A 24500-nucleotide genomic window follows, 5' to 3' on the forward strand; every position below is an offset into this window, starting at 1 on the left:
ATGGGTCATAAGAGCAATCCGATCGGCCTTCGCCTCCAGATCAACCGGACCTGGGACAGCCGCTGGTTCGCCGAAGGCCATGACTATGGCCGTCTGTTGATGGAGGATCTCAAGATCCGTCAGCATATCATGGCAACCGTGCCGCAGGCCGCGATCAGCAAGGTCGTGATCGAGCGTCCGGCCAAGCTGTGCCGCGTGTCCGTATATGCCGCACGCCCCGGCGTGATCATCGGTAAGAAGGGTGCGGATATCGAAAAGCTGCGCCGTGCGCTCAGCGCGATGACGGAGAGCGACGTCTCGCTCAACATCGTCGAAATCCGCAAGCCGGAAGTCGATTCCAAGCTCGTTGCGCAAGGCGTGGCCGATCAGCTGATCCGCCGTATCGCCTTCCGCCGCGCCATGAAGCGCGCCGTGCAGTCCGCGCTGCGTCTGGGTGCCGAAGGCATCAAGATCGTCTGCGCCGGGCGTCTGGGCGGTGCCGAAATCGCGCGTACCGAATGGTACCGCGAAGGCCGCGTGCCGCTGCACACGCTGCGTGCGAACGTGGATTATGCCGAAGCCGAGGCGCTGACCGCCTATGGCATCATCGGCATCAAGGTTTGGATCTTCAAGGGCGAGATCATGGCCCATGATCCGATGGCGACCGACCGGCTGATGATGGAGGCACAGACCTCCGGCGTCCGTCCGGCCCGCTGATCGCCAGCGTTAAAGGATAAGGTAGAGCGACATGCTGCAACCGAAGAAGATGAAGTATCGCAAGGCCTTTAAGGGCCGGATCAAGGGCAAGGCGCCGGGTGGCACCACCTTGAATTTCGGCTCCTATGGCCTGAAGGCGATGGAGCCCGAGCGGATCACCGCGCGCCAGATCGAGGCGGCTCGCCGTGCGATCACGCGTCACATCAAGCGTCAGGGTCGCCTCTGGATCCGCGTCTTCCCGGACGTGCCGGTTTCCAAGAAGCCTGCCGAAGTCCGTCAGGGTAAGGGCAAGGGCTCGGTGGAATATTGGGCGGCGCGGGTAAAGCCCGGCCGTATCCTGTTCGAACTGGACGGCGTTGCCGGTCCGCTCGCGGCTGAAGCGTTCGAGCGTGCCGCGATGAAGCTGCCGATCAAGACCAAGGTCGTGGCCCGTCTGGGCGACGAATCGCACCTGAAAGGCTGAACATGAGCAAGCAAGTGGAAGATTTTCGCGCCAAGAGCGACGACGAGCTCCAGACCGAGCTCGGTCAGCTGAAGAAGGAGCAGTTCAACCTGCGCTTCCAGAACGCGACCGGCCAGATGGAAAAGCCCGCGCGTGTGCGCGAAGTGCGCCGCTCGATCGCGCGCATCAAGACGCTGCAGACCGAGCGGACGGCCAAGGCCGCGTCCGACAAGAGCGCCTGAGGAAGGATAGAAGAACATGCCCAAGCGCGTACTCACCGGCACCATCGTGTCGGACAAGATGGACAAGACGGTGGTCGTTCTCGTTGAGCGGAAGGTGAAGCACCCGCTCTACGGCAAGATCATTCGCCGTTCGAAGAAATACTCTGCCCATGATGAGGACAACCAGTTCCGCACGGGTGAGGTGGTTCGCATCGAAGAGACGAAGCCCGTCTCCAAGAACAAGACCTGGCGCGTTGTCGAGCAGGTTGGCGGCCGCGCCGAGGCCGATGCGCCGGCGGCAGTGAGCGAAGTCGTCGAGCCGGCGGAAGCCTGAGTTCGATTGTCACGTAAGTAGGAACCACCGGGCTTCGTCCCGGCAGGCCCAGAAGAAGGAATCGGATCCATGATCCAGATGCAATCCACTCTAGACGTCGCGGACAACAGCGGCGCTAAGCGCGTCCAGTGCATCAAGGTGCTGGGCGGGTCGAAGCGTCGCACCGCAAGCGTCGGCGACATCATCGTCGTGTCGGTGAAGGAAGCGCAGCCCCGCGGCCGCGTGAAGAAGGGCGACGTCCACCGTGCCGTCATCGTGCGCACCCGCAAGGACGTGCGCCGTCCCGACGGTTCGGTCATCCGCTTCGACGGCAACGCCGCCGTGCTCGTCAACAACAACCAGGAGCCGATCGGTACGCGTATCTTCGGCCCGGTGGTTCGCGAGCTGCGCGCCAAGCGCCACATGAAGATCATTTCGCTGGCTCCGGAGGTACTCTGACCATGGGAATGGCCAAGATCAAGAAGGGCGACAAGGTCGTCGTACTCGCCGGCAAGGACAAGGGCCGCACCGGTGAAGTGACGCAGATGATGCCGAAGGACGGCAAGCTGCTCGTCGACGGCATCAACGTGCATGCCCGTCACCGCAAGCCGACGCAGGAAAACCCGCAGGGCGGCATCGACCGCAAGCCGGCTCCGCTGCACATGTCGAACGTTGCGCTCGCCGATCCCAAGGATGGCAAGCCGACCCGCGTTCGTTTCGAGGAAAAAGACGGCAAGCGCGTTCGCGTCGCCGTGAAGTCCGGGGAGACTATCGATGGCTGATTATACGCCGCGCCTCCGCAAGAAGTATGACGAGGAAATCGTCAAGGCGATGACCGAAAAGTTCGGTTACGCCAATCGCTTCGCTGTGCCCGCGATCGAGAAGATCACGATCAATATGGGTGTGGGCGAGGGTTCGCAGGACAAGAAGAAGGTCCAGAGCGCCCTCGAGGAAATGCAGCTGATCGCCGGCCAGAAGCCGGTTATCACCATGGCGAAGAAGTCGATCGCGCAGTTCAAGCTGCGTGAAGGCATGCCGATCGGTGTTAAGGTTACCCTTCGCCGTGAGCGCATGTTCGAGTTTCTCGATCGTCTGATCACCATCGCGATGCCCCGCATCCGCGACTTCCGTGGTCTGAACCCGAAAAGCTTCGACGGCCGTGGCAACTTCGCCATGGGTCTGAAGGAGCAGATCGTGTTCCCGGAGATCAGCTATGATGCGATCGATCAGGTGCGCGGAATGGACATCATCGTGACGACGTCGGCCAAGACCGATGACGAAGCACGTGAGATGCTGAAGCTGTTCGGCTTCCCGTTCCCCCAGGATGAAAACCAGGAGAAGGAGGCAGCCTGAACAAGGCGCCTCTTTTCCCGAAGAAAGGAAGAGAACTTAAGTCATGGCGAAACTGAGTTCCATCAATAAGAACGAGCGTCGCAAGCGCATGGTCAAGAAATATGCCGGCCAGTATGCGAAGCTGAAGGCACAGGCGAACGACGAGTCTCTCGATGAGAGCGAGCGTCTGATCGCCCGTCTGAAGATGGCGGAAATTCCCCGTAACGGTAACCCCACCCGGGTGCGCAACCGTTGCGAGACGACTGGCCGTCCGCGCGCTTACTACCGCAAGTTTCGGCTCTGCCGCATTCAGCTGCGCGATCTGGCCAACAAGGGCCTGATCCCCGGCGTGACCAAGTCGAGCTGGTAAGGATTTAAATCATGGCATTGACCGATCCCCTGGGCGATATGCTCACCCGTATCCGCAACGGCCAGCAGGCGAAGATGGATAGCGTGATTTCGCCGTCCTCCAAGCTGCGCCAGCGGGTGCTCGACGTGCTCCAGCGCGAAGGCTATATCCGTGGGTACACGGCCGAGAATATCGGCCGTCGTAGCCAGCACGAAGGCATTCGCATCGAGCTGAAATATTTCGAGGGACAGCCCGCGATCCAGCATGTCGCGCGTGTCTCCAAGCCCGGCCGCCGCGTCTATTCCGGCAGCCAGGATCTGCCGCGGGTCCGCAACGGCCTCGGCATCACCATCGTCTCGACGCCCAAGGGTGTTCTGTCCGACGCGGAAGCGCGCGAACAGAATGTCGGCGGCGAGGTTCTCGCGGAGGTATTCTGATGAGCCGCATCGGTAAAAGGCCTGTCGCACTGCCTTCGGGCGTGACGGCGAAGATGGACGGGGGCAAGCTTTCGGTCAAAGGGCCGAAGGGCGAGCTCACCATGCCCACGCTCGACGAGGTGAAGTACGACCTCAACGACAACGAAGTCTCGGTTACCCCGCTGAACCAGACGAAGCGTGCGCGCTCCTTCTGGGGCATGCAGCGCACGCAGGTGCAGAACCTGGTCGACGGTGTCACCGAGGGTTTCACCAAGGTGCTCGAGATCAGCGGCGTCGGTTACCGCGCGAACGTTCAGGGCAAGACCCTGAAGCTGCAGCTGGGCTTCAGCCACGACGTCGATTTCGCGATCCCCGATGGCATCGACATCAAGACGCCGGATCAGACTACGGTCGAGATTTCCGGTATCGACAAGCAGAAGGTCGGTCAGGTTGCCGCCGAGATCCGCCGCTGGCGCAAGCCGGAGCCTTATAAGGGCAAGGGCGTGAAGTATCGCGGCGAGTATATCTTCCGCAAGGAAGGGAAGAAGAAGTAAGCCATGGCGAAAATGTCTCTTTTCCAACGCCGCCGGGCCCGCGTCCGTGCGAAGCTCCGCAAGCAGGGCCTTTCACGTCCGCGCCTTTCGATCCACCGTACCGGCCAGCATATCTATGCGCAGGTCATCGACGACAAGGAAGGCAAGACCATCGCGTCCGCTTCCTCGCTCGATAAGGGTGCGAAGAACAAGAACGCCGCCACCTCCGAAGGTGCTGCCGAAGTCGGCAAGCGCGTGGCCGAGGCTGCGAAGAAGGCGGGCGTTACGAATGTCGTGTTCGATCGCGGCGGCTTCCTCTTTCATGGCCGGGTCAAGGCGCTGGCGGATGCCGCGCGCGAAGGCGGACTGGAGTTTTAATGATGGCTGACGAAAACCAGAACGAAGGCGCAGCCAAGCCCGGCACGACCGGCGAAGGCAATCAGCCCGAGGCGATCCTGGATCCCAAGGCGAACCAGCAGACGATCGAGAACACTCGCAACGACACCGGGCGCCAGGGTGCACGTGGGCGTGGTCGCGGTGGTCCCGGCGGCGGACGCGACAATCGTGGCGGCCGTGGTGGACGCGACGATCGCCGTGGCGGTCGTGGTGGACGCAATCAGGAAGAGCAGGGCGAAGAGCTGATCGAAAAGCTCGTCCACATCAACCGCGTCTCCAAGACCGTGAAGGGTGGTAAGCGCTTCGGTTTCGCCGCTCTCGTAGTGGTCGGTGACGGCCAGGGCCGCGTCGGCTTCGGCCATGGCAAGGCCCGCGAAGTTCCGGAAGCCATCAACAAGGCGACTGCTTCGGCGAAGAAGGCTATGGTTCGCGTGCCCCTGAAGGAAGGTCGCACGCTGCATCATGACGGCAATGGTCGTTTCGGTGCCGGTAAGGTGACGATCCGTACGGCCCCCGCCGGTACCGGCATCATCGCAGGTGGCCCGATGCGCGCCATCTTCGAAAGCCTTGGCGTGGCCGATGTGGTGACCAAGTCGGTCGGCACGTCCAACCCCTACAACATGATCCGCGCCACCTTCGAGGCGCTGACCGATCAGACCAGCCCCAAGGCGGTTGCGGCTCGCCGCGGCAAGAAGGTGGTAGATCTGCTCGGACGCGGCGGAGCGGACCAGCAGACGGCCGAGGCGGAAGCCGCGGCGGTCACGGAGTAAGAAACGATGGCTAAGAACGAAAACGCCACGATCAAGGTGCGCCAGACCGGTTCGCCGATCCGCCGCCCGAAGCAGCAGCGCCAGACGCTCGCCGGCCTCGGCCTCGGCAAGATCGGCCGCACGGTCGAGCTGAAGGACACCCCCGAGGTGCGCGGCATGATCGCCAAGCTTCCCCATATGGTGGAAGTGGTAGAATAACTTGATTTCCCCTCTCGCTTGCGAGAGGGGAGCAAGAATGGGACGGTCGATCGAAGCTTTGCGCTTCCGCATCGATCCCAATAGCGCCCCTTCCGCTCGCGGGAGGGGATATCTTTTTCAGCGCGAACAAAGCGAAAGCGAGTGCGAATTATGAAACTGAACGATCTCCGCGACAATGACGGTGCCCGCAAATCCAAGATGCGCGTGGGACGCGGCATCGGGTCTGGCAAGGGCAAGACCTCCGGCCGCGGCCAGAAGGGCCAGAAGAGCCGTTCGGGCGTCGCCATCAAGGGCTTCGAGGGCGGCCAGATGCCGCTCCACATGCGCCTGCCGAAGCGCGGCTTCAACAACCCGTTCGGCAAGGACTATGCGGAGGTCAATCTCGGCATGGTGCAGAAGTTCATCGACGCCAAGAAGCTCGATGCCGGCCAAGACATCGACCACGCAGCACTGAAGGCCGCCGGTCTCGCGCGCGGCGGCAAGCACGGTGTGCGCCTCCTTGCCAAGGGTGAGCTGAGCACGAAGGCCAAGTTCGTCGTGGCCGGCGCGTCCAAGGGCGCGATTGAAGCGGTCGAAAAGGCCGGTGGTTCGGTCCAGGTGATCGAGCGCAAGGTGGACGCGGACGGCGAGGCCAAGAAGGCCAAGAGCGACGCGAAAAAGGCCGCCAAGGCCAAGAAGTAATCAAATTCAGGGGCTCCGGCCCTGCCGAGCGGTGATGCGTATGCACATTGTCGGCAGGCCCGGGGCCCTTTGCTATTCGGTTGCCGCCGGCCCGGCTTCACGCTGCCCTTGCCAGCGCCCCCGCATGCTCCGATATAGCGCCCCATCGGGAGTAGGCCTCATCCGCGCCGGGAGTCGCGGTCAGGCAAGGAAAAGGTAGGATCGCATGGCTTCCAGAGCCGAACAAATGGCCGCCAACATCAGCCTGTCGAAATTCGGCAAGGCGACCGAGCTGAAACAGCGGCTCTGGTTTACGCTCGGCGCCCTCATCGTTTTCCGTCTGCTCAGCTTCGTTCCGCTGCCCGGCATCGATCCGGTGGCGTTGAACGCGCTCTATGCGAACAACGCACAGGGCGGCGTGCTCGACATCTTCAACACCTTCTCCGGCGGTTCGCTGCAGCGCATGAGTCTCATCGCGCTTGGCGTCATGCCGTACATCACCGCCTCGATCGTGGTGCAGCTGGCCGCGGCGCTTTCGCCTACGCTTGCTGCAATCAAGAAGGAAGGTGAGGCGGGCCGCAAGAAGCTGAACCAGTATACCCGCTACGGCACCGTCTTCCTTACCGCCATTCAGGGATACTTCCTGGCAGCTGGTCTTGAGACGCTGGCGGCGTCCTCTGGACTTCAGGCCGTTGTGGAGCCCGGCATCATGTTCCGCGTCGTGGCGGTCATCAGTCTGGTTGGCGGCACGATGTTCCTGATGTGGCTGGGCGAACAAATCACCAGCCGCGGCATCGGCAACGGCATCTCGCTGATCATCATGGCGGGCATCATTGCCCAGATCCCGAAGCTGATCGGTCAGCTGACTGCTGGCCTTGCTGAGGGCAGCCTGGGCGCGGGCACCGTGCTGATGTTCGTCGGCATGTTCGTCGTCCTGATCCTGCTCATCTGCTTCATGGAGCGCGGCCAGCGCCGGGTGCTGATCCAGTATCCCAAGCGCGCCACGCAGCGGGGCATGATGCAGGCGGATCGCAGCCATCTGCCGCTGAAGGTGAACACCGCGGGCGTGATCCCGCCGATTTTCGCCAGCTCGCTTCTGCTGATGCCGGTGACGATCTCCAACTTTGCGGGCCGCAACCTCAGCCCGGACACCACCTTCGGCAGCGCCATCATCACGGTGAACCAGTATTTGGCCCATGGTCAGCCGCTCTATCTGCTGCTCTACGGCCTTGGCATTGTCTTCTTCTGCTTCTTCTACACCGCCGTCGTCTTCAATCCGGAAGAGACCGCGGACAATCTGAAAAAGCAGGGCGGTTTCATTCCGGGCATCCGCCCCGGCAAGAACACGCAGGATTATCTGGATTATGTGCTGACGCGCATCACCGTGCTGGGCTCTGCATATCTGGCTCTGGTCTGCCTGTTGCCGGAATATGTGATCGGCGCGACGGGCCAGACGCAGTTCTTCGTGATCGGCGGCACCAGCCTGCTGATCGTCGTGAACGTGACGATCGACACGGTCAGCCAGATTCAGAGCCATCTGATCGCGCATCAATATGGCGACCTTATCAAAAAGGCGAAGTTGAAGGGCGGGCGCTCCCGCTTATAAGGGAGGCCGAGAGGGGATTCGGCGGCGCTTTTGCGCTGCCGCTCCGCGACGTTGAAACGCGCCGGAACGGGGATTTATCATGGCCAAGGACATCATTCTCTTGGGGCCTCCGGGCGCCGGCAAGGGGACGCAGGCACATCTTCTGGAAGCGAACCATGCGATGGTTCAGCTATCGACGGGGGACATGCTCCGTGCCGCAGTAAAATCGGGCAGCGATCTGGGTAAAAAAGTCCAGGCTGTGATGGACGCGGGTGAACTGGTTTCGGACGATCTGGTTTCGGCGCTTATCGATGACCGGCTCAACCAGATCGGCCCCGATGCGGGCGCGATCTTCGATGGTTATCCGCGTACCGAGCCGCAGGCCCATTCACTCGACGAACTGCTCGAAGCGCGTGACCGCAAGCTGGATCATGTGATCGAGCTGGAAGTGGACGAAGACGCGCTGGTCGACCGCATCACCGGGCGGTTCACCTGCGCCGTCTGCGGTGAAGGCTACCATGACCGTTATAAGCTGCCAAAGGTGGAAAACACCTGCGACGAGTGCGGTAGCCATGAGTTCAAGCGCCGGCCCGACGATAATGAAGAGACCGTGCGCAAGCGCATGGCCGAATATCGCGCCAAGACCGCGCCGATCCTGCCGATCTATGAAAAGCGGGGCATCGTCTCGCGCATCGACGGCATGGGCGGCATCGAGGAGGTGCGCGCCGCCATCGAGCAAGTGCTCGCTGACTAAGCAAGCAGCGCTGCCCGCTTCGACTGGCTCAGCCGGAGCGGATGTAATGGCTTGTGGGCCGCCGGGGTGGCGCTAAACTCGCCGACATGAAAAAGCTCTTCGCATTCGCCGCTCTGGCGCTCGCCGCCGCCGCATGCGCCACGCCCGCCGCCGCCGAGGTGGACTCCACCTCGCCCCAGGGTTTCGCGATCAAGCACCAGGCGCAGGTGAAGGCCTCTCCCGATGAAGTGTGGGAGGCGCTCGGCGCGCCCAATCGCTGGTGGGATTCGCGGCACAGCTTTACGGGCGATGCCGATAATTTCTTCATGGATATGCAGGCGGGCGGCTGTTTTTGCGAGCGTATCCGCGTCACCAAGGACGGCAAGCTCGAAAATCGCGGCAGTGTAGAGCACATGCGCGTGGTTTATGCCGAGCCGGGCAAGGTGCTGCGCATGGTTGGCGCGCTCGGCCCGCTCCAGTCCGAAGGGGTTGCGGCGACGCTCTCCATAGGCCTGAAGCCGGTGGACGGCGGCACGCGCATCACCTTCGAATATGTGGTGGGCGGCTATATGCGCTATCCGATCGACGAGATTGCGCCCGCGGTTGATGGTGTCATCGGCCAGCAGCTCGCCCGGCTAGCAAAGCTGCTGGGCGGCAAGACTTCGTCATCGGGAGAGAAGAAAGCAGGGCCGGCTGAAAAGCCCGCTGGGCCTGAGGAGAAGAAAGCGCTCGACGACGAGGAGTGATCGGGCGCGGAGCGGAACCGAAGAGCGCTGAAGCCGGTTGGATTTCCATAGGAAACCAAAGCCGGAAAAGAGGCCTCCCATCTCAAGCAAATGCCCCAGCATCGAAGACTTCATGCAAAGCGTGAAGGATCGCAATCCAAATCAACCCGAGTTCGTTCAGGCCGTCCAGGAAGTCGCCGAAGACATCTATGGCTGGGTCGAGGATCGCGACGACTATCACGAAGCGCAGATTTTGCAGCGGATTACCGAGCCCGATCGGATCACCAGCTTCCGCGTGGTGTGGGAGGATGACGATAACAATATCCGCGTGCAGCGGGGCTGGCGGGTGCAGAACAACAATGCGATCGGCCCCTATAAAGGCGGGCTGCGTTTCTCGCCGGGCGTGAACGAGAGCGTTCTGAAGTTCCTCGCTTTTGAACAGACGTTCAAGAACTCGCTCACCGGCCTGCCCATGGGCGGCGGCAAGGGCGGATCGGATTTCGATCCGCATGGCAGAAGCGATGCGGAGGTCATGCGCTTCTGCCAGAGCTTCATGACCGAACTCTATCGCCATATCGGCCCGCAGGTGGATGTGCCCGCAGGCGACATCGGCGTCGGGCCGCGGGAGATCGGCTATCTCTTTGGCCAATACAAGCGGATTACCGGGCGCTGGGAAGGTGTGCTGACCGGCAAGGAGCTTTCCTACGGCGGAAGTCAGATGCGACCCGAGGCAACGGGTTTCGGCGCGGTCTACTTCCTGCGCGAAATGTTGAAGGCCGAGGATGAGGAGCTGGAGGGCAAGACGGCGATCATTTCGGGAAGCGGCAATGTGGCGCTCTATGCCGCGCAGAAGCTGCTCGATTGTGATGCCAAGGTGCTGACGCTTTCGGACAGCGACGGTACGATCGAGATCAAGGACGGGCTGAAGCGTGACCAGCTGGAATGGATCCAGGAACTGAAATTCGAGCGGCGCGGGCGCATCCGCGAGGCGGCGGACGAATTTGACGGCATCGAATATCATGACGGGAAGACGCCTTGGTCCGTGGAAGCGGATGTCGCGATGCCCTGCGCCACGCAGAACGAGATCGACAAGGACGCGGCCACGGCGCTGTGCGGCAATGATGTGCGTTTCGTCGTGGAGGGCGCAAACATGCCCACCACTGCCGATGCGATGGAGCTGTTGCGCGGCGAAGGCGTCGTTCTGGCCCCTGCCAAGGCGGCCAATGCGGGCGGTGTTGCCGTTTCAGGGCTGGAGATGAGCCAGAATGCGGAGCGCATGAGTTGGGAACGCGAGCGGCTCGATTCGCTGCTCACCGACATCATGGCCGATATTCATCATAAGTGCCGCACGGCGGGGAAGGGCGATGACGGCAGCATCGATTATCGCCGCGGTGCCAATATCGCCGGCTTCGAAAAGGTAGCCGACGCGATGCTCGCTTACGGCGTCCTGTGAAGGGCGAATGGGAACTGCCCGAACGGGTGCGCGAGCCGCGCGCCAAGATGGCAGAGCCGATCGAAATCGGGTGGGCCGAGCTGGTCCAGCTTCCCGATCTGGGCCTTGAGCATGTCCGCGCAAAAATCGACACCGGCGCGGCAACGTCTTCGATCCATGCGACGCGACTCAACCCGATCGAGACCGATGAGGGACTGCTGGTCGAGTTCTGGTCGCGCGTGCATCAGGATGAGCCGGAACGGATGTTCACCGCGCCCGCCGTCGCGCGCCGAAAGATCAAATCCTCCAATGGCGAGGTGCAGCTGCGCTATGTGATCGAGACGCGCATGCGCATCGGTGAATTTGCATGGACCGGACACCTAACTCTCGCCAATAGGCGGGCCATGGCCTTTCCGATTCTCATCGGGCGACGGGCGTTGGCGCGGGGCTTCCTGGTCAACTGCTCCCGGCGCTGGATGCTCGGACGCCCCGAGGAGAGAGATTCATGAAAATTGCGATGCTGGCGCGTAACGCCAACCTCTATTCGCACAAGCGCCTGGTCGCGGCGGCGAAAGAGCGCGGGCACGAAATCGACATTTTGAACACCCTGCGCGTGACGATGGACATCGTCTCGCACCGCCCCGGCGCCCGCCATAATGGCGAAAAACTGGTCGGCTATGACGCGGTAATCCCGCGCATCGGCGCATCGATCACCCAATATGGCCTGGCCGTGCTGCGCCAGTTCGAAATGATGGGCGTCTGGCCGCTGAACGAAAGCGTCGCCATCGGCCGCAGCCGGGACAAGCTGCGTTCTATGCAGATCTTCGCCAAGCACGGCCTCGGCCTGCCCGTCACCGCCTTCGCGCATGATCCGAAGCAGACCGACGAGGTTCTGAAGATGGTGGGCGGCGCGCCTGTCGTCATCAAGCTGCTTGAAGGCACACAGGGCATCGGCGTGGTGCTTGGCGAGACGGAGAAATCCGCCAAATCGGTGATCGAGGCGTTCCGCGGCGCCAATGTGAACATCCTGGTGCAGGAGTTCATCAAGGAAGCCGGCTCCAGCGACATCCGCATCTTCGTGATCGGCGGGAAGGTGGTCGCCTCCATGATGCGCACCGGCGCGGAGGGCGATTTCCGCTCCAACCTCCACCGCGGCGGCACGGCCAAATCGATCAAGATCACGCCCGAAGAACGCTCGACTGCCGTGCGCGCGGCCAAGGTGATGGGCCTGAACGTCGCGGGCGTCGATATCCTGCGGTCCAATCACGGGCCGGTGATCATGGAAGTGAACAGCTCGCCTGGTCTTGAGGGCATTGAGAACGCTAGCGGCATCGATGTCGCATCGCGGATCATCGAATTCATGGAAACGCACATGGCCAGCGGGAAGACCAAGACCAAGGGCAAAGGCTGAAGAAGCAGGCGTCGCGATTATGGGTCTTGCGGTTCCGCACCGCTTGACAGCCGCTGGACAGGGTCCTACATCGCCACGCATCCGGACAACGGAAGTCACCAGCAGCGCCACGTGCGCCGCTGGCTTTCGTGCGTTCGGTTTCACGCGATGAGATAGGGTGCCCGTCCGGGCCCTCCCTGTGGAGCAGGAGTTTACGAATACATGGCACGTATCGCCGGGGTCAACATCCCCACCAACAAGCGCGTTATCATTGCGCTTACCTACATCACCGGAATCGGCCGCACCAAGGCCGTCGAGATCGCCGACAAGCTTGGCATCGACCATAGCCGCCGCGTTCAGGACCTGACCGACGCCGAAGTTCTGCAGATCCGCGAAACGATCGACGCAGAGCACACTGTCGAGGGCGACCTTCGCCGCGAGACTGCGATGAACATCAAGCGCCTGATGGACCTCGCGTCCTATCGCGGCCTGCGTCATCGCCGTGGTCTTCCGGTTCGTGGTCAGCGCACGCACACCAATGCGCGCACCCGTAAGGGCAAGGCCAAGCCGATCGCCGGTAAGAAAAAGTAAGAATTCAGTCCGGGGGACTGAATTCTCTTTTTTGCCGCGCGAAGCTCTCTCGCTCACCGCGCGGCCTTTCCGGGAATATCATGCATCCCCCTTCAAGATTTGAAGGAAGAGTAGAATGGCACGTGAACCGCAGCGTATTCGCAAGCGCGAACGCAAGAACATTTCCGCCGGCGTCGCCCATGTGAACGCCAGCTTCAATAACACGATGATCACCATCACCGACGCGCAGGGCAATGCGATCAGCTGGTCCAGCGCGGGCATGATGGGCTTCAAGGGCAGCCGCAAGTCGACCCCTTATGCCGCGCAGGTTGCGGCCGAGGATGCAGGCAAAAAGGCCGCCGATCATGGCGTCCGTACGCTCGAAGTCGAAGTGAAGGGTCCCGGTTCGGGCCGCGAATCGGCTCTGCGCGCATTGCAGGCGGTGGGTTTCACCATCACCTCGATCCGCGACGTGACCCCGATCCCGCATAACGGTGTGCGCCCGTCCAAGCGCCGGAGGGTCTAACCACCTCTCGGGTCCGGACGCCGCATCCTGCAGGGGCGGCTGTCCGGATCGCCGGCCGGGGGCGGACGGCGCTGCTCATTTCCCGCCCCGCGCATATTCACATGAGGGTCCTCTTTGCTCCCGGGGCCCGAACATTAGGGGAATTCCATGGCTGTCAATATGAAGAACTGGCAGGAACTCAAGAAGCCCAGCAACCTGGACCTGAAGTCCACTGGCGATATCAAGCGGAAGGCGACCCTGGTTGCCGAGCCGCTCGAGCGCGGGTTCGGTTTGACGCTGGGTAACGCGCTGCGGCGCGTGCTTCTTTCCTCGCTTCAGGGCGCGGCCATCACCTCGATCAAGATCGAGAACGTGCTGCACGAATTCTCCTCGCTCGCCGGCGTGCGCGAGGATGTGACGGACATCGTCCTCAACGTGAAGCAGATCGCGCTGAAGATGGAAGGCGAAGGCCCCAAGCGCCTGCAGCTTTCTAAGACCGGTCCCGGCGAAGTGAAGGCCGGTGACATTGCCGTGTCTGGCGACATCGAAGTGATGAACAAGGATCTGGTGATCTGCCATCTCGACGAAGACGCGACGCTGAACATGGAGCTGACCGCAGACACCGGTAAAGGCTATGTCCCCGCCGTTGCCAACCGTCCGGCCGATGCCCCGATCGGCCTGATCCCCGTGGACAGCCTCTATTCGCCCGTTCGTCAGGTGGCGTACAAGGTTGAGAACGCCCGTGTCGGCCAAGAGCTGGACTTCGACAAGCTGAGCCTCACCGTCGAGACCGATGGCACGGTGACGCCCGAGGATGCGGTGGCCTATGCCGCACGCATCCTGCAGGACCAGCTGCAGATCTTCGTCCACTTCGAAGAGTCGATGACACAGTCCAGCGCCCCGGTTGGCCAGGCCGCTTCGCCGATGGGTGAAGAGTCCGATGCCAATCAGCTCAATCGCTACCTTCTCAAGAAGGTCGACGAGCTGGAACTGTCGGTCCGCAGCGCCAACTGCCTCAAGAACGACAACATCATCTATATCGGCGATCTGGTTCAGAAGACCGAAGCCGAGATGCTGCGCACGCCGAACTTCGGCCGCAAGTCCTTGAACGAGATCAAGGAAGTGCTGTCCAGCATGGGCCTTCGCCTCGGCATGGACATCCCCGGCTGGCCGCCGGAGAATATCGAAGAGATGGCTAAGAAGCTCGAGCAGGAACTGCTGGGCTAAGCGTCAGGATTAGCCGAAGCCCTGAGCTTGTCGAAGGGCGTTTCTCGATTAGGAGAGACGTCCTTCAATAGGCTCGGGACTTCGGTTCAGGGATAGGGCGGCCTCCCGAAGCGCCGCCGGGACTGAGGTACCTCATACGGCCTCCTTACGAACGAAAAGGAATATCGCATGCGTCATAAAATGGGTGGTCGTAAGCTTCAGCGGACCAGTTCGCACCGTGCAGCCCTGCTGCGCAACATGTCGGCCGCGCTGATCAAGCATGAGCAGATCGTCACCACGCTGCCCAAGGCGAAGGAACTGCGCCCCTATATCGAAAAGCTGGTGACCCTGGCGAAGAAGGGTGGTCTTTCGAACCGCCGCCTCGCGCAGAGCCGCTTGATGGACGAAACGCAGCTCAGCAAGCTGTTCGACACGCTGGCCGATCGCTATTCGAGCCGCAACGGCGGTTACACACGCATCGTCAAGGCCGGCTTCCGCAAGTCGGACATGGCGCCGATGGCGGTGATCGAATTCATCGACCGTGACGAACAAGCACGCGGGCAGGACAGCGGCCCCGTGATGACGGAAGAAGATTTCGAGGAAGCCTGACAGCTCCCGTTCATCTGACATCATTAGAACAAGCATTGGGTCATGGCGCCGACGGGCGTCATGGCCTTTTTGCTGTCCGCTGCGTTGCTCTATCAGTAACCCACTTTTATGTTCAGGCTTCTCGCTTAGTTTATGAACAGATGCTGCCGTACAGGTTCAGAACGGGGTCACAACGACCGCGTTATAACCATAGGCACAGTGGGGAAGACGAATAGGAGCACGACCATGAAAAATCTGAAGAAGGCATTCATTGGCTCGGCCGTCGGTGCGGCCGTGCTTGTTTCCGCCGCGGCCCCGGCCAACGCGCAATATTATCGCGACCGTGATCGCGGCGGCGTGAGCGCTGGAGAAGTGATCGCCGGTGTGGCGATCCTCGGCGGCCTTGCCGCTGTAATCGCAGCGGCAAGCGACAACGACGATCGTTACGATCGCCGCTATAACGATCCGCGCTATCGCACCAATGGCTACCCGACCGGCGGCTATTACAATGATGGCTATAATAACGGCTATTATCGTGGCAGCAGTCGTTACAATCAGGGCCAGCAGGTGATCCAACAATGCGTCCAGGCCGCTCAATATGAGGGCCGCCGTTACGGCAGCGACGTCCGCGTGACGCAGATCGACGATGTCGATCGTATCCGCCGCGGTGTGCGAGTTCGCGGAGACATTGTGGTGAACGAGTATGATCGCCGCGGCAATCGTTGGGGCAATCGCTATCGCAACAATTACGATCGCGGCAGCTTTACCTGCACCGTCCAGCGTGGCCGCGTCGTCGATGTGAACATCCGCGGGATTTGATCGGCCTTTCCAAGCCGATAAAAGAAAAGGCCCGGTCGTGAGACCGGGCCTTTCTGTTTTTCAGCGCCTAAGCGGCAGAGCGCTTAGTTGAAGCGTTCCTTCTTTTCCGCCTTTTCGCGAAGCAGCTTGGAAATCTCGAAGTCGAACTTGTCTTCATGCTTTTCCAGGCCTGCAAGGATCTTCTTGGCACCCTCCAGGTCCGCCCAGAACATTGGGCCGCCGCGATAGACCGGCCAGCCATAGCCGTAAATCCACACGACATCGATGTCGCTCGCGCGCTGGGCGATGCCTTCTTCCAGGATCAGCGCACCTTCGTTCACCATCGGATAGAGCGTGCGCTCGATAATTTCCTCGTCGCTGATCTCGCGCACTTCAGTACCCGCCTTCTTCCGGAAATCCTCGATGATTTCGGCCACGCGCGGGGAAGGGGAGGGACGACGCTTCTCGTCATAATCGTAGAAGCCCGCGCCCTTCTTCTGGCCCCAGCGATCTTCGGCGCACAGTGCGTCGCGGATCGATTCGATGCGGTTCGGATCACGGTGCCAGCCGATGTCCACGCCCGCTAGATCGCTCATCTGGAACGGGCCCATGGGCATGCCGAAATCGGTATGCACCTTGTCGATCTGGGCCGGCGTTGCACCTTCCAGCAGCAGCTTCTGCGCCTCGACCTGGCGCGGCTTCAGCATGCGATTGCCGATGAAGCCGTCGCACACGCCCGCGACCACCGCCACCTTTCGGATCTTCTTGGCGATATCCATCACCGTGGCGAGCACGTCCTTCTCGGTCTGGTCGCCGCGCACGACCTCCAGCAGCTTCATGACATTGGCGGGTGAGAAGAAGTGCATGCCCACGACATCGCCAGGACGGTTGGTGGCGCTAGCTATCTCGTTGATATCGAGATAGCTGGTGTTGGACGCCAGGATCGCGCCCTCCTTGGCCAGCTTGTCGAGATTGGTGAAAATCTCTTTCTTCACGTCCATATTTTCGAACACCGCCTCGATGATGAGGTCGCAATCGGCCAGATCGCCCTGGTCGAGCGAGCCGGTGAGCTGCCCCATCCACTGTTCGACCTGTTCATTGGTGAACCGGCCCTTGGAGGCGCTGTTTTCGTAATTCTTGCGGATCACGCCCACGCCGCGGTCCAGCGCTTCCTGCTTCATTTCCACGATGGTGACCGGATAGCCGGCCTGCAGGAAGTTCATCGAAATGCCGCCGCCCATGGTGCCGGCGCCGATGACGCCCACCTTCTTGACGTCGCGCAGCTTGATGTCGCTCGGCACGTCATCGATTTTCGATGCCTTGCGCTCGGCGAAGAACAGGTGGCGCATGGCGGCGGACTGGCTGCCGAACATCAGCTTGCCGAACTGCTCCCGCTCGAACGCGATGCCTTCCTTGAACGGCATGGTCGTCGCCGCTTCGACGCATTTGATGTTCGCTTCGGGCGCATCGAAGCCCTTGAACTTGCGCGCATTGGCCTCGCGGAATTTGTCGAACACGCCGTCCTCGGCGCTCGCGTCCATCTCGCTCACGCGCGGAATGGGGCGTGCGTCCTTGATCTCGTTGGCGAAGGCGATGGCGTCTTCCCGAAGGCTGTCTTCGCCCGCCATGCGGTCGATCAGGCCCGCCTCATGCGCTTTCTTTGCAGAGATGGGATCGCCTTTGGCGGTCATCTCCAGCGCCAGCTCCACCGTCGCCACGCGCGGCAGGCGCTGCGTGCCGCCAGCACCCGGCAACAGGCCGAGCTTCACCTCGGGCGTGCCGATCTTGGCGCTGGGCACGGCGATCCGGTAATGACAGCCGAGCGCGGTCTCGCAGCCCCCGCCAAGCGCAGTGCCGTGGATCGCGGCGACGATCGGCTTGCCGAACGCTTCCATGCGCTCGATCACTGCGGGCAGCAGCGGCTCGACCGGCGGCTTGCCGAATTCGGTGATGTCCGCGCCCGCAAAGAAGGTGCGTCCTTCGCAGCGCAGGACCAGCGCCTTGATGCTGTCATCGCCCTCGGCTTCGTCCAGCGCGGCGCTGAGGCCGGTGCGGACCGCCGCGCCGAGCGCGTTCACGGGGGGATTGTTCGATGTGACGACCAGGATGTCGCCTTCGCGCGTGGTGGAGATGGGGGAGTCGGTCATATTTTTCTTTCTCTGCTTCCGTGGCCCTTTGAGCTTGTCGAAGGGCGCGTTGCGGTGAGGGACAGGCGGGCTTCGACAAGCTCAGCCCTGCGGTGTTTGGTACGAAACGCTACTCCAGGGCAGCGTAGATCATCGTCTTGAGTTCCCGGCGAACGGGATAAGTCGAGCTCGGCATCAGCTGCGTCATGAAGATCATGAACAGTTCTTCTGCCGGATCCACGAAGAACGCCGTGGAAAACATGCCGCCCCAGTAGAAATCGCCTGCCGAGCCGGGGGTGAGCGTCTTGTGCGGTTCCATCGTGGTGGCAAAGCCCAAACCGAAACCGATGCCCGCATTGTCCGCTTCGGAGAACAGGCTGATCGACAGCTCGGTCAGGTCCTTGCCGCCGGGCAGATGGTTCGCGGTCATCAAGTCCAGCGTCTTGCGGCCGATTATCCGTGCGCCTTCATATTCACCCTGGCCGAGCAGCATGCGGCAGAAGCGCTCATAATCGCCCATGGTGGAGGCCAAGCCGCCGCCGCCCGAGGGCATGGCGCGCGGTTTTGCCCAACGGCTGGTCGGACCGCCTGGATCGAACAGTTTCTTCGTCTCGGCGGAATGGAAATAATAAGCGTCGGCCAGCCGGTCCGCCTTATCGGGAGGCACTTGGAAGAAAGTGTCTTCCATGCCCAGCGGATCGAGAATGTTTTCCTTCAGATACTCGTCGAAGGGCTGATCCGCGATACGCTGAATCAGGCCGCCGAGCACATCGGTGGACACGGAGTAATTCCACGCCTCGCCCGGATCGAACAGCAGCGGATAATCGGCGAGCTTCTTGAGGAAGGTTTCCAGATCATATTGCGCGTTGAAGCTGTCGAGCTGTTCGCGCCGATAGGCGGCGTCGACGGGCGTGCGCTCCTGAAATCCGTAGGTGAGGCCGGAGGTGTGGCGCAGCAGATCGAGCATCTGCATGGGCCGCTTGGGGCGACGTTTCTGAAACGGTGCCTCACCGCCGCCCGCCACGAACACGCCCATATCCTTCCATTCGGGAATGACATCATGGACGTAATTGCTCAGCGCGACCTTGCCCTGTTCCACCAGTTGCATGAACGCAATTGAGGTGAGCGGCTTGGTCATCGAGGCGATGCGGTAGATCGTGTCTTCCGCCAGCGGCTGTCCCTCGCGCGCATCGCCCTGCAGCGACTGATAGGACGGGCCGTCCTTCAGGCCGACGAGGACGCCCGCGTGGGGCAGTTTACCGGTATCGAGATATTTTTGCTTCAGGAACGGCGCGATGCGTTCCAGACGGCTCTGATCGAAGCGATCGCTCATGCCTTCGCTCCGGCACGCTGGGCGAACATCCACGCCGCCTGCGCTAGGAACGGCATTCGCTCGGCGGTCTGCTTCGCGTGCGCGCTCGACGCGGTGCCGTCGATAATACGCTTCTTGATCCCCTGCACGATGCCCGCGAGACGGAACATGTTGAACGCGAAATACCAGTTCAGGTCCTCGATTTTTTCCCGTCCGGTGCGCTCGGCATAGCGATCGAGCATGGCGCGCATGTTCGGAATGCCCAGCGCGTCGAGGTCCAGGCCCGCCAGCCCCGCGCGCCCTTCCGTCGGCGTCTCCCAATTCATCAGCAGATAGGCGACGTCCGCCATCGGATCGCCCAGCGTGGACAGTTCCCAATCCAGCACCGCGGCTATGCGCGGTTCGTCCGGAGCATAGATTACGTTGTCGATGCGGTAATCGCCATGAACGATGCTGGTCCGCTCCTGGCTCGGCAGGGTAGCGGGCAGCCATTCGATCAGCCGCTCGATCTCCGGCATTTCCTCGGTTTCGCTGGCCCGGTACTGCTTGGTCCAGCGGCCGACCTGACGTTCGAAATAATTGCCGGGCTTGCCGTACTCGCCTAGGCCCGCCGCTTCGTGATCGGTCTGGTGAAGATCGGCCAGCGTATCGATCAGCGCATGGTAGATTTCGGTGCGCTGCGCCGGCTCCATATCGGGCAGGCTGCCGTCCCAGAGCGAGCGGCCCTTCACCATCTCCATGATGTAGAACATCGATCCGATGACGCTCTCGTCCTCGCATAGCCCATAAGGCCGCGCGACGGGAAAGCCGGTAGGGTGCAGGCCGCTGATCACGCGATATTCGCGGTCCACCGCATGCGCGCTCGGCAACAGCTCGCCGAAAGGCTTGCGGCGCAGAACGTAGGAACGCCCCGGCGTGTTGATCCGGTAGGTGGGGTTCGACTGCCCGCCCTTGAACTTGGACAGCTCAATCGGCCCTTCGAACCCTTCGACATGGTCCTGCATCCAGCCTGTGAGGGCGGCTTCGTCGAGCCGGTCCTTCTCCGGCACGGCCATGGTGCCGATATTGTCCGCTGCGGGTGCTTCGCTCATTCGCCTGTCTCCGCCCAAGTCAATCGAACCGGATCACGGAGCGCACGGCATCGCCCTTGCGCAGCGCATCCAGCGCGTCGTTGATGCCTTCGAGCCGGATTTCCTCGGCCACCATCAGGTCCAGCTCGAGCTGCCCGTTGAGATAGAACTGCACGAGACGCGGCAGGTCGATCGGCGGTACGCAACCGCCGAGCAGCGAGCCCTGCAGCTTCTTGCCCGAAAGGAAAGTGGGGCCGGGGATCGAAACCGATTTGCCCGGCGCGATCATGCCGAGGATGGTGGCCGTGCCGCCGCGCTTCACGATATTCCACGCCATCTCCGCGGTAGCCGGCTGGCCGACGCATTCGATGGCATAATCGAAGCCGCCGCCGCTCATCTTCATCAGCGACTTGGTGGCGTTTTCCTCCATCGGATCGAACGCGTCCGTGGCGCCCGATTGCAGCGCCAGATCGCGCTTGGAGGCGACCGGGTCGATCGCGACGATGCGGCCGGCACCTGCGATCTTGGCGGCGTTGATGGCGCTGAGGCCGATGCCGCCGCAACCGATGATGGCCACCGTTTCGCCTGGCTTCACATGGCTATCGTTGAACACCGCTCCCGCGCCGGTGAGCACGGCGCAACCGAGCAATGCGGCCTTCTCCAGCGGCATTTCCTTGTCGATCGCGACGCAGGCATTTTCGTGCACCAGCATCTGTTCGGCATAGGCCGAGAGGTTGATGAACTGCGCCAGCGGCTCGCCGTCCAGCGAGAGCCGCGGGGGCGCATCGTCGGGGCGGCGGATCGCGGGGCTGGTGCACAAGGTGTAGTGGCCCGTCAGGCACAGATCGCACTGGCCGCAGAAGACGGTGAAGAAAGTGACGACATGATCGCCCGGCTTCACCGTCGTGACTTCGCTGCCGACCTTTTCCACCACGCCGGCCGCTTCATGGCCGAGCACCGTGGGCAGCGGGTGCGGGAAGGCCCCGTCCGCGAAGTGCAGATCGGACCGGCAGACGCCGCAGGCGACGGTACGGATCAGAACCTCATGCGGCATGGGATCGTCAACGGTGACGTCCACGATTTCCAGCGGCGCATTGGGTTTGGTGAGGAGGGCTGCTTTCATGAGTAAACTTTCAAAATACTACGTCTTTGCGAGGCCGCAGGCCGAAGCAATCCAGGCCAGTGACAGCGCTGCATTTGCTCTGGATTGCTTCGTAGCCTTCGGCTCCTCACAATGACGATGGTGCTAGTTCGCGCGGATCAGCTCGAATGGCCCATCAGGCCGGCGGCGGGCTGGGCGCGGGCAGCCTTGGCGGCCTGAACCGCTTCCTTGCCGCCATATTTGCCGAGCTCGATACGGGCGATCGCGCGGTTGTGGACCTCGTCCGGACCATCGGCGAGGCGCAGGGTGCGCTGGCCGGCATAGGCTTTGGCGAGACCGAAGTCGTCGGACACGCCTGCACCGCCGTGCGCCTGGATTGCGTCGTCGATGATGCGCAGCGCCATGTTCGGCCCCTGCACCTTGATCATCGCGATCTCGGCCTGAGCGGCCTTGTTGCCGGCCTTGTCCATCATGTCCGCGGCCTTCAGGCAGAGCAGGCGACTCATGTCGATATCGATCCGCGCGCGGGCCACGCGCTCTTCCCACACGCTATGTTCGGCGATCAGCTTGCCGAAAGCCGTGCGGTTCAGCAGGCGCTTGCACATCTTTTCCAGCGCTTCCTCGGCAACGCCGATGGTGCGCATGCAGTGGTGGATACGGCCCGGCCCAAGACGGCCTTGCGCGATTTCGAACCCGCGGCCTTCGCCCAGGATGATGTTGGAGGCGGGCACGCGCACATCCTTGAGCGCGATTTCCATATGGCCATGCGGCGCATCGTCATAACCGAAGACCGGCAGGAAGCGCTCGATCGTGACGCCGTCCGCATCGAGCGGCACCAGAATCTGCGACTGCTGCGAATGGCGGCTGGCGTCGGGATCGGTCTTGCCCATCAGGATCGCGATCTTGCAGCGCGGATCGCCCGCGCCAGAGCTCCACCATTTGCGGCCGTTGATGACATAATCGTCGCCGTCGCGTTCGATCCGGCATTCGATATTGGTGGCATCCGAACTGGCCGCGCCCGGTTCGGTCATCAGAAAGGCCGAGCGGATCTCGCCGCTCATCAGCGGGGTGAGCCAGCGATCCTTCTGCTCGCGCGTGCCGTAGCGGTGGAACACTTCCATATTGCCGGTGTCTGGCGCGGAGCAGTTGAATACCTCGGACGCAAAGCCGATGCGGCCCATCTCCTCGGCGCACAGCGCATATTCCAGATTGCTAAGGCCGGGGCCGTCGAATTCGAAGCTGTCGTCCACATGCTGCTGGCCCGAATTGGGCGGCATGAAGAGGTTCCAGAGGCCTTGGCCCTTGGCCTTTTCTTTCAGCTTCTCGATGGTCTGGATCACCTTCCACCGGTCGCCGTCCGCCATCTCCGCTTCCACATCAGGAATTGCGGGACGCACATTGTCCTCGATGAAGTTGCGGATGCGGTCGCGCCAGTGGCTCTGGCGTTCGGTCAGGTCAAAATCCATGGAAGATCATCCTCTCGTGATTCGGGGAATGTGTGATGTTTGCGGGCAAATTGGCAGATGGCGCGGTGCTTTTCCAGCATTGAGTATGGCGATGCGATCATTGTACCGCGTCCGCCACGGCGGCCAGCCCGTCCTCGTCCGGCTCTTCACGACCCGATAGCGGATAGCGCAAATAGGCAAGGGCCGAGAGCGCCCCCAGAACAGCGACCGACAGGCCGTAAACCAGAATCAGCCGCCCCAGCACATCGTCCGGCACGGTGCCGGGCGCTGCTTTTTCCGGAAAGCCGACGGCGCCCAGGATCATGCCGGACAGAAAGATGCCAAGGCCGGTCACCGATTTCTGCACGAAGAAGAAGCCGGCATAGAACAGCCCCTCGGTCTGCCTGCCGGTGCTGCGCGCGGCATGATCGGTGACGTCGGCCACCATCGATGCCGTCAGGATCAGCGAGGAGATGAAGGCCGCATTGCCGATACCAATTATGCTGAGGATGACCGGCAGCAGCAGCGGGGAATCATTCGCTGGTGCGATCCCGAAATAGCGCAGCCAATAGGCGCCGCTGCCGAAAATGACCGCCACGATGGCGCAGGCGGCGGCACCGCGTTGCTTGGATGTGCGCTTGGCGATCGGCGCGATCACGGCGAAGGCCACGCAGGCGCTGGCGAACAGCACCAGCGCGTAGAAAAGAAACTGGGGGGCGGAGAAATTCCAGATGAACTTGAGCAGATAATTGCTCAGCGCGAAGGTGATCCCCTGCGCGGCATATCCGAACAGAGCGGCGACCATCACCACCATGAACGGCTTGTAGCGCAGGGTCGCGAGAATATCGCGCACGCTTTCCGCGGTGTCGGGGCGACCGGGCACGGGGCGGGCGAGGCGCTTGTGCGTGCCGATCGCCGAGACGAGGACCGATACGAACATGATCAATGCGCCCACCAAGGCGTAGCGCGGATAACCGGCCGGGTTCAGCAATCCGTCAGGATATCCGGGAGTAGGGACCAGGATCACCCCATAAGCCAGCGCCAGCATCAGGAGACCACCGACCCACCCGAACAGGAAGCGGTACCGCACCACCAGCGTACGCTCGGTATAGTCGCTCGTCAGTTCCGGCGTCAGCGCTAGTGAAGGCACCTCGTTTGCCGAGAGCGAGGCGCGTACCAGAAGCCCGAAGGCGAACAGATAGCCGAGCGTCGCACCGGTGCTCGCTTCGGGCGGATTCCACAGCAAAAGCCAGGTTATCGCGATCGGCAAGGCGGAGCCGTAAAGCCATGGGTGGCGCCGGCCCCATTTGGTGCGCGTGCGGTCCGAAAGATTGCCGATCACCGGATCGATGAACGCATCCACGATCAGCGCCAGGCCAATTACCAGCCCCACCGCCTCCGCAGGCAATCCCACGATCTGATTGTAGAACAGCAGCAGGAAGACGGAGAAGCCGTTGTCCTTGATGCCGTAGGCGACCGCGCCGAATCCGTAGGCCAGCTTGGTGCCCATCGGCACCTTTGTCTTGGGCGCGATATGAACTGCCTGCGCCATGATACCCTCTCCCGTTCGCGGCTTTACGCCTCGTC

The 24500-nt window shown here is 62.0% G+C and carries 31 protein-coding genes; 25 read left to right on the top strand and 6 right to left on the bottom strand.

All coding sequences use genetic code 11. From position 1 onward, the window contains the following. The 25 genes from rpsC (at window position 1) to I6A82_RS06720 (ending at window position 15879) form a co-directional block, all read left to right on the top strand. Window positions 1–696: a 30S ribosomal protein S3 gene (gene rpsC / locus I6A82_RS06600; RefSeq protein WP_187335657.1), complete on the top strand. Its 696-nt coding sequence runs from the start codon at window positions 1–3 to the stop codon at window positions 694–696. Between the two features lie 31 nt (window positions 697–727). Beyond that, complete coding sequence (gene rplP, locus I6A82_RS06605; RefSeq protein ID WP_022672854.1) at window positions 728–1159, top strand: 50S ribosomal protein L16; 432 nt, start codon at window positions 728–730, stop codon at window positions 1157–1159. A gap of 2 nt (window positions 1160–1161) precedes the next feature. Beyond that, window positions 1162–1380 carry a 50S ribosomal protein L29 gene (gene rpmC / locus I6A82_RS06610; protein WP_187335658.1) on the top strand — a complete coding sequence of 73 codons (219 nt, stop codon included), beginning with the start codon at window positions 1162–1164 and terminating at the stop codon, window positions 1378–1380. 16 nt (window positions 1381–1396) lie between these two features. Further along, on the top strand, window positions 1397–1693 hold the full coding sequence (gene rpsQ, locus I6A82_RS06615) for a 30S ribosomal protein S17 (protein WP_198094219.1): 297 nt from the start codon (window positions 1397–1399) through the stop codon (window positions 1691–1693). Window positions 1694–1762: 69 nt separating this feature from the next. After that, the gene (rplN, locus tag I6A82_RS06620; RefSeq protein WP_187335660.1) at window positions 1763–2131 is read left to right on the top strand and encodes a 50S ribosomal protein L14; all 369 of its coding nucleotides are present in this window, start codon (window positions 1763–1765) and stop codon (window positions 2129–2131) included. Between the two features lie 2 nt (window positions 2132–2133). Continuing rightward, window positions 2134–2454 (top strand): 50S ribosomal protein L24, encoded by a 321-nt coding sequence (gene rplX, locus I6A82_RS06625; RefSeq protein ID WP_198094220.1) that lies wholly within the window; start codon window positions 2134–2136, stop codon window positions 2452–2454. Beyond that, the gene (rplE, locus tag I6A82_RS06630; protein WP_187335662.1) at window positions 2447–3025 is read left to right on the top strand and encodes a 50S ribosomal protein L5; all 579 of its coding nucleotides are present in this window, start codon (window positions 2447–2449) and stop codon (window positions 3023–3025) included. The genes rplX and rplE overlap by 8 nt, the downstream gene beginning before the upstream one ends. A 43-nt stretch (window positions 3026–3068) precedes the next feature. Further along, window positions 3069–3374 (top strand): 30S ribosomal protein S14, encoded by a 306-nt coding sequence (gene rpsN, locus I6A82_RS06635; RefSeq protein ID WP_198094221.1) that lies wholly within the window; start codon window positions 3069–3071, stop codon window positions 3372–3374. Between the two features lie 11 nt (window positions 3375–3385). Continuing rightward, on the top strand, window positions 3386–3790 hold the full coding sequence (gene rpsH / locus I6A82_RS06640) for a 30S ribosomal protein S8 (protein ID WP_022672847.1): 405 nt from the start codon (window positions 3386–3388) through the stop codon (window positions 3788–3790). Beyond that, window positions 3790–4323 (top strand): 50S ribosomal protein L6, encoded by a 534-nt coding sequence (rplF, locus tag I6A82_RS06645; protein WP_198094222.1) that lies wholly within the window; start codon window positions 3790–3792, stop codon window positions 4321–4323. Before rpsH ends, rplF begins: the two co-directional genes overlap by 1 nt. A 3-nt stretch (window positions 4324–4326) precedes the next feature. Next, window positions 4327–4680 carry a 50S ribosomal protein L18 gene (gene rplR, locus I6A82_RS06650; RefSeq protein ID WP_187335665.1) on the top strand — a complete coding sequence of 118 codons (354 nt, stop codon included), beginning with the start codon at window positions 4327–4329 and terminating at the stop codon, window positions 4678–4680. Between the two features lie 2 nt (window positions 4681–4682). Further along, window positions 4683–5468: a 30S ribosomal protein S5 gene (rpsE, locus tag I6A82_RS06655; RefSeq protein WP_232343565.1), complete on the top strand. Its 786-nt coding sequence runs from the start codon at window positions 4683–4685 to the stop codon at window positions 5466–5468. 6 nt (window positions 5469–5474) lie between these two features. Beyond that, entirely contained in the window at window positions 5475–5666 is a 192-nt protein-coding gene (gene rpmD, locus I6A82_RS06660) for a 50S ribosomal protein L30 (RefSeq protein WP_187335666.1), read from the top strand. Window positions 5667–5816: 150 nt separating this feature from the next. Then, a complete protein-coding gene (rplO, locus tag I6A82_RS06665; RefSeq protein ID WP_198094223.1) occupies window positions 5817–6347 on the top strand; it encodes a 50S ribosomal protein L15 in 531 nt (176 codons plus the stop codon). A 205-nt stretch (window positions 6348–6552) separates the two neighbouring features. Continuing rightward, window positions 6553–7932, top strand: a complete 1380-nt coding sequence (secY, locus tag I6A82_RS06670) for a preprotein translocase subunit SecY (RefSeq protein ID WP_187335668.1) — start codon at window positions 6553–6555, stop codon at window positions 7930–7932. Window positions 7933–8011: 79 nt separating this feature from the next. Continuing rightward, window positions 8012–8665, top strand: coding sequence for an adenylate kinase (locus tag I6A82_RS06675; protein ID WP_198094224.1), 654 nt, complete (start codon window positions 8012–8014; stop codon window positions 8663–8665). A gap of 86 nt (window positions 8666–8751) precedes the next feature. Then, window positions 8752–9390, top strand: coding sequence for an SRPBCC family protein (locus I6A82_RS06680; RefSeq protein ID WP_198094225.1), 639 nt, complete (start codon window positions 8752–8754; stop codon window positions 9388–9390). 79 nt (window positions 9391–9469) lie between these two features. Further along, complete coding sequence (gene gdhA, locus I6A82_RS06685; RefSeq protein ID WP_332310982.1) at window positions 9470–10822, top strand: NADP-specific glutamate dehydrogenase; 1353 nt, start codon at window positions 9470–9472, stop codon at window positions 10820–10822. Continuing rightward, entirely contained in the window at window positions 10819–11310 is a 492-nt protein-coding gene (locus I6A82_RS06690) for an ATP-dependent zinc protease family protein (RefSeq protein WP_246449526.1), read from the top strand. Before gdhA ends, I6A82_RS06690 begins: the two co-directional genes overlap by 4 nt. Beyond that, the gene (gene rimK, locus I6A82_RS06695) at window positions 11307–12212 is read left to right on the top strand and encodes a 30S ribosomal protein S6--L-glutamate ligase (protein WP_198094227.1); all 906 of its coding nucleotides are present in this window, start codon (window positions 11307–11309) and stop codon (window positions 12210–12212) included. The genes I6A82_RS06690 and rimK overlap by 4 nt, the downstream gene beginning before the upstream one ends. Window positions 12213–12413: 201 nt before the next feature. Next, the gene (rpsM, locus tag I6A82_RS06700; RefSeq protein WP_022672835.1) at window positions 12414–12782 is read left to right on the top strand and encodes a 30S ribosomal protein S13; all 369 of its coding nucleotides are present in this window, start codon (window positions 12414–12416) and stop codon (window positions 12780–12782) included. A 115-nt stretch (window positions 12783–12897) separates the two neighbouring features. After that, window positions 12898–13287: a 30S ribosomal protein S11 gene (gene rpsK / locus I6A82_RS06705; protein ID WP_198094228.1), complete on the top strand. Its 390-nt coding sequence runs from the start codon at window positions 12898–12900 to the stop codon at window positions 13285–13287. A gap of 147 nt (window positions 13288–13434) precedes the next feature. Next, window positions 13435–14493: a DNA-directed RNA polymerase subunit alpha gene (locus I6A82_RS06710; protein ID WP_187335674.1), complete on the top strand. Its 1059-nt coding sequence runs from the start codon at window positions 13435–13437 to the stop codon at window positions 14491–14493. Between the two features lie 168 nt (window positions 14494–14661). Beyond that, window positions 14662–15081 carry a 50S ribosomal protein L17 gene (gene rplQ / locus I6A82_RS06715; RefSeq protein WP_198094229.1) on the top strand — a complete coding sequence of 140 codons (420 nt, stop codon included), beginning with the start codon at window positions 14662–14664 and terminating at the stop codon, window positions 15079–15081. A 225-nt stretch (window positions 15082–15306) separates the two neighbouring features. Beyond that, a complete protein-coding gene (locus tag I6A82_RS06720) occupies window positions 15307–15879 on the top strand; it encodes a hypothetical protein (protein WP_198094230.1) in 573 nt (190 codons plus the stop codon). Window positions 15880–15962: 83 nt separating this feature from the next. Here I6A82_RS06720 and I6A82_RS06725 read toward each other — a convergent pair whose 3' ends face one another. The 6 genes from I6A82_RS06725 to I6A82_RS06750 all read right to left on the bottom strand — a co-directional run bounded on the left by I6A82_RS06725 (window position 15963) and on the right by I6A82_RS06750 (window position 24465). After that, entirely contained in the window at window positions 15963–18005 is a 2043-nt protein-coding gene (locus I6A82_RS06725) for a 3-hydroxyacyl-CoA dehydrogenase NAD-binding domain-containing protein (protein WP_198094231.1), read from the bottom strand. A gap of 109 nt (window positions 18006–18114) precedes the next feature. Then, window positions 18115–19317, bottom strand: a complete 1203-nt coding sequence (locus I6A82_RS06730) for a serine hydrolase domain-containing protein (protein ID WP_198094232.1) — start codon at window positions 19315–19317, stop codon at window positions 18115–18117. Beyond that, window positions 19314–20387, bottom strand: coding sequence for a phosphotransferase family protein (locus tag I6A82_RS06735; protein WP_198094233.1), 1074 nt, complete (start codon window positions 20385–20387; stop codon window positions 19314–19316). The genes I6A82_RS06730 and I6A82_RS06735 overlap by 4 nt, the downstream gene beginning before the upstream one ends. Before the next feature lie 19 nt (window positions 20388–20406). Beyond that, a complete protein-coding gene (locus I6A82_RS06740) occupies window positions 20407–21489 on the bottom strand; it encodes a Zn-dependent alcohol dehydrogenase (protein WP_198094234.1) in 1083 nt (360 codons plus the stop codon). Window positions 21490–21626: 137 nt separating this feature from the next. Next, complete coding sequence (locus tag I6A82_RS06745; protein WP_198094235.1) at window positions 21627–22934, bottom strand: acyl-CoA dehydrogenase family protein; 1308 nt, start codon at window positions 22932–22934, stop codon at window positions 21627–21629. A 97-nt stretch (window positions 22935–23031) separates the two neighbouring features. After that, window positions 23032–24465: an MFS transporter gene (locus I6A82_RS06750; RefSeq protein ID WP_232343333.1), complete on the bottom strand. Its 1434-nt coding sequence runs from the start codon at window positions 24463–24465 to the stop codon at window positions 23032–23034. Between the last annotated feature and the right edge of the window lie 35 nt (window positions 24466–24500).

This window comes from Novosphingopyxis sp. YJ-S2-01 (assembly GCF_016093175.1).
Classification (GTDB): domain Bacteria; phylum Pseudomonadota; class Alphaproteobacteria; order Sphingomonadales; family Sphingomonadaceae; genus Novosphingopyxis; species Novosphingopyxis iocasae.

Coding starts and splice junctions, on each gene's coding strand:
- rpsC (WP_187335657.1), top strand. CDS start 1: ATGGGTCATAAGAGCAATCCGATCGGCCTTCGCCTCCAGATCAACCGG.
- rplP (WP_022672854.1), top strand. CDS start 728: ATGCTGCAACCGAAGAAGATGAAGTATCGCAAGGCCTTTAAGGGCCGG.
- rpmC (WP_187335658.1), top strand. CDS start 1,162: ATGAGCAAGCAAGTGGAAGATTTTCGCGCCAAGAGCGACGACGAGCTC.
- rpsQ (WP_198094219.1), top strand. CDS start 1,397: ATGCCCAAGCGCGTACTCACCGGCACCATCGTGTCGGACAAGATGGAC.
- rplN (WP_187335660.1), top strand. CDS start 1,763: ATGATCCAGATGCAATCCACTCTAGACGTCGCGGACAACAGCGGCGCT.
- rplX (WP_198094220.1), top strand. CDS start 2,134: ATGGGAATGGCCAAGATCAAGAAGGGCGACAAGGTCGTCGTACTCGCC.
- rplE (WP_187335662.1), top strand. CDS start 2,447: ATGGCTGATTATACGCCGCGCCTCCGCAAGAAGTATGACGAGGAAATC.
- rpsN (WP_198094221.1), top strand. CDS start 3,069: ATGGCGAAACTGAGTTCCATCAATAAGAACGAGCGTCGCAAGCGCATG.
- rpsH (WP_022672847.1), top strand. CDS start 3,386: ATGGCATTGACCGATCCCCTGGGCGATATGCTCACCCGTATCCGCAAC.
- rplF (WP_198094222.1), top strand. CDS start 3,790: ATGAGCCGCATCGGTAAAAGGCCTGTCGCACTGCCTTCGGGCGTGACG.
- rplR (WP_187335665.1), top strand. CDS start 4,327: ATGGCGAAAATGTCTCTTTTCCAACGCCGCCGGGCCCGCGTCCGTGCG.
- rpsE (WP_232343565.1), top strand. CDS start 4,683: ATGGCTGACGAAAACCAGAACGAAGGCGCAGCCAAGCCCGGCACGACC.
- rpmD (WP_187335666.1), top strand. CDS start 5,475: ATGGCTAAGAACGAAAACGCCACGATCAAGGTGCGCCAGACCGGTTCG.
- rplO (WP_198094223.1), top strand. CDS start 5,817: ATGAAACTGAACGATCTCCGCGACAATGACGGTGCCCGCAAATCCAAG.
- secY (WP_187335668.1), top strand. CDS start 6,553: ATGGCTTCCAGAGCCGAACAAATGGCCGCCAACATCAGCCTGTCGAAA.
- I6A82_RS06675 (WP_198094224.1), top strand. CDS start 8,012: ATGGCCAAGGACATCATTCTCTTGGGGCCTCCGGGCGCCGGCAAGGGG.
- I6A82_RS06680 (WP_198094225.1), top strand. CDS start 8,752: ATGAAAAAGCTCTTCGCATTCGCCGCTCTGGCGCTCGCCGCCGCCGCA.
- rimK (WP_198094227.1), top strand. CDS start 11,307: ATGAAAATTGCGATGCTGGCGCGTAACGCCAACCTCTATTCGCACAAG.
- rpsM (WP_022672835.1), top strand. CDS start 12,414: ATGGCACGTATCGCCGGGGTCAACATCCCCACCAACAAGCGCGTTATC.
- rpsK (WP_198094228.1), top strand. CDS start 12,898: ATGGCACGTGAACCGCAGCGTATTCGCAAGCGCGAACGCAAGAACATT.
- I6A82_RS06710 (WP_187335674.1), top strand. CDS start 13,435: ATGGCTGTCAATATGAAGAACTGGCAGGAACTCAAGAAGCCCAGCAAC.
- rplQ (WP_198094229.1), top strand. CDS start 14,662: ATGCGTCATAAAATGGGTGGTCGTAAGCTTCAGCGGACCAGTTCGCAC.
- I6A82_RS06720 (WP_198094230.1), top strand. CDS start 15,307: ATGAAAAATCTGAAGAAGGCATTCATTGGCTCGGCCGTCGGTGCGGCC.
- I6A82_RS06725 (WP_198094231.1), bottom strand. CDS start 18,005: ATGACCGACTCCCCCATCTCCACCACGCGCGAAGGCGACATCCTGGTC.
- I6A82_RS06730 (WP_198094232.1), bottom strand. CDS start 19,317: ATGAGCGATCGCTTCGATCAGAGCCGTCTGGAACGCATCGCGCCGTTC.
- I6A82_RS06735 (WP_198094233.1), bottom strand. CDS start 20,387: ATGAGCGAAGCACCCGCAGCGGACAATATCGGCACCATGGCCGTGCCG.
- I6A82_RS06740 (WP_198094234.1), bottom strand. CDS start 21,489: ATGAAAGCAGCCCTCCTCACCAAACCCAATGCGCCGCTGGAAATCGTG.
- I6A82_RS06745 (WP_198094235.1), bottom strand. CDS start 22,934: ATGGATTTTGACCTGACCGAACGCCAGAGCCACTGGCGCGACCGCATC.
- I6A82_RS06750 (WP_232343333.1), bottom strand. CDS start 24,465: ATGGCGCAGGCAGTTCATATCGCGCCCAAGACAAAGGTGCCGATGGGC.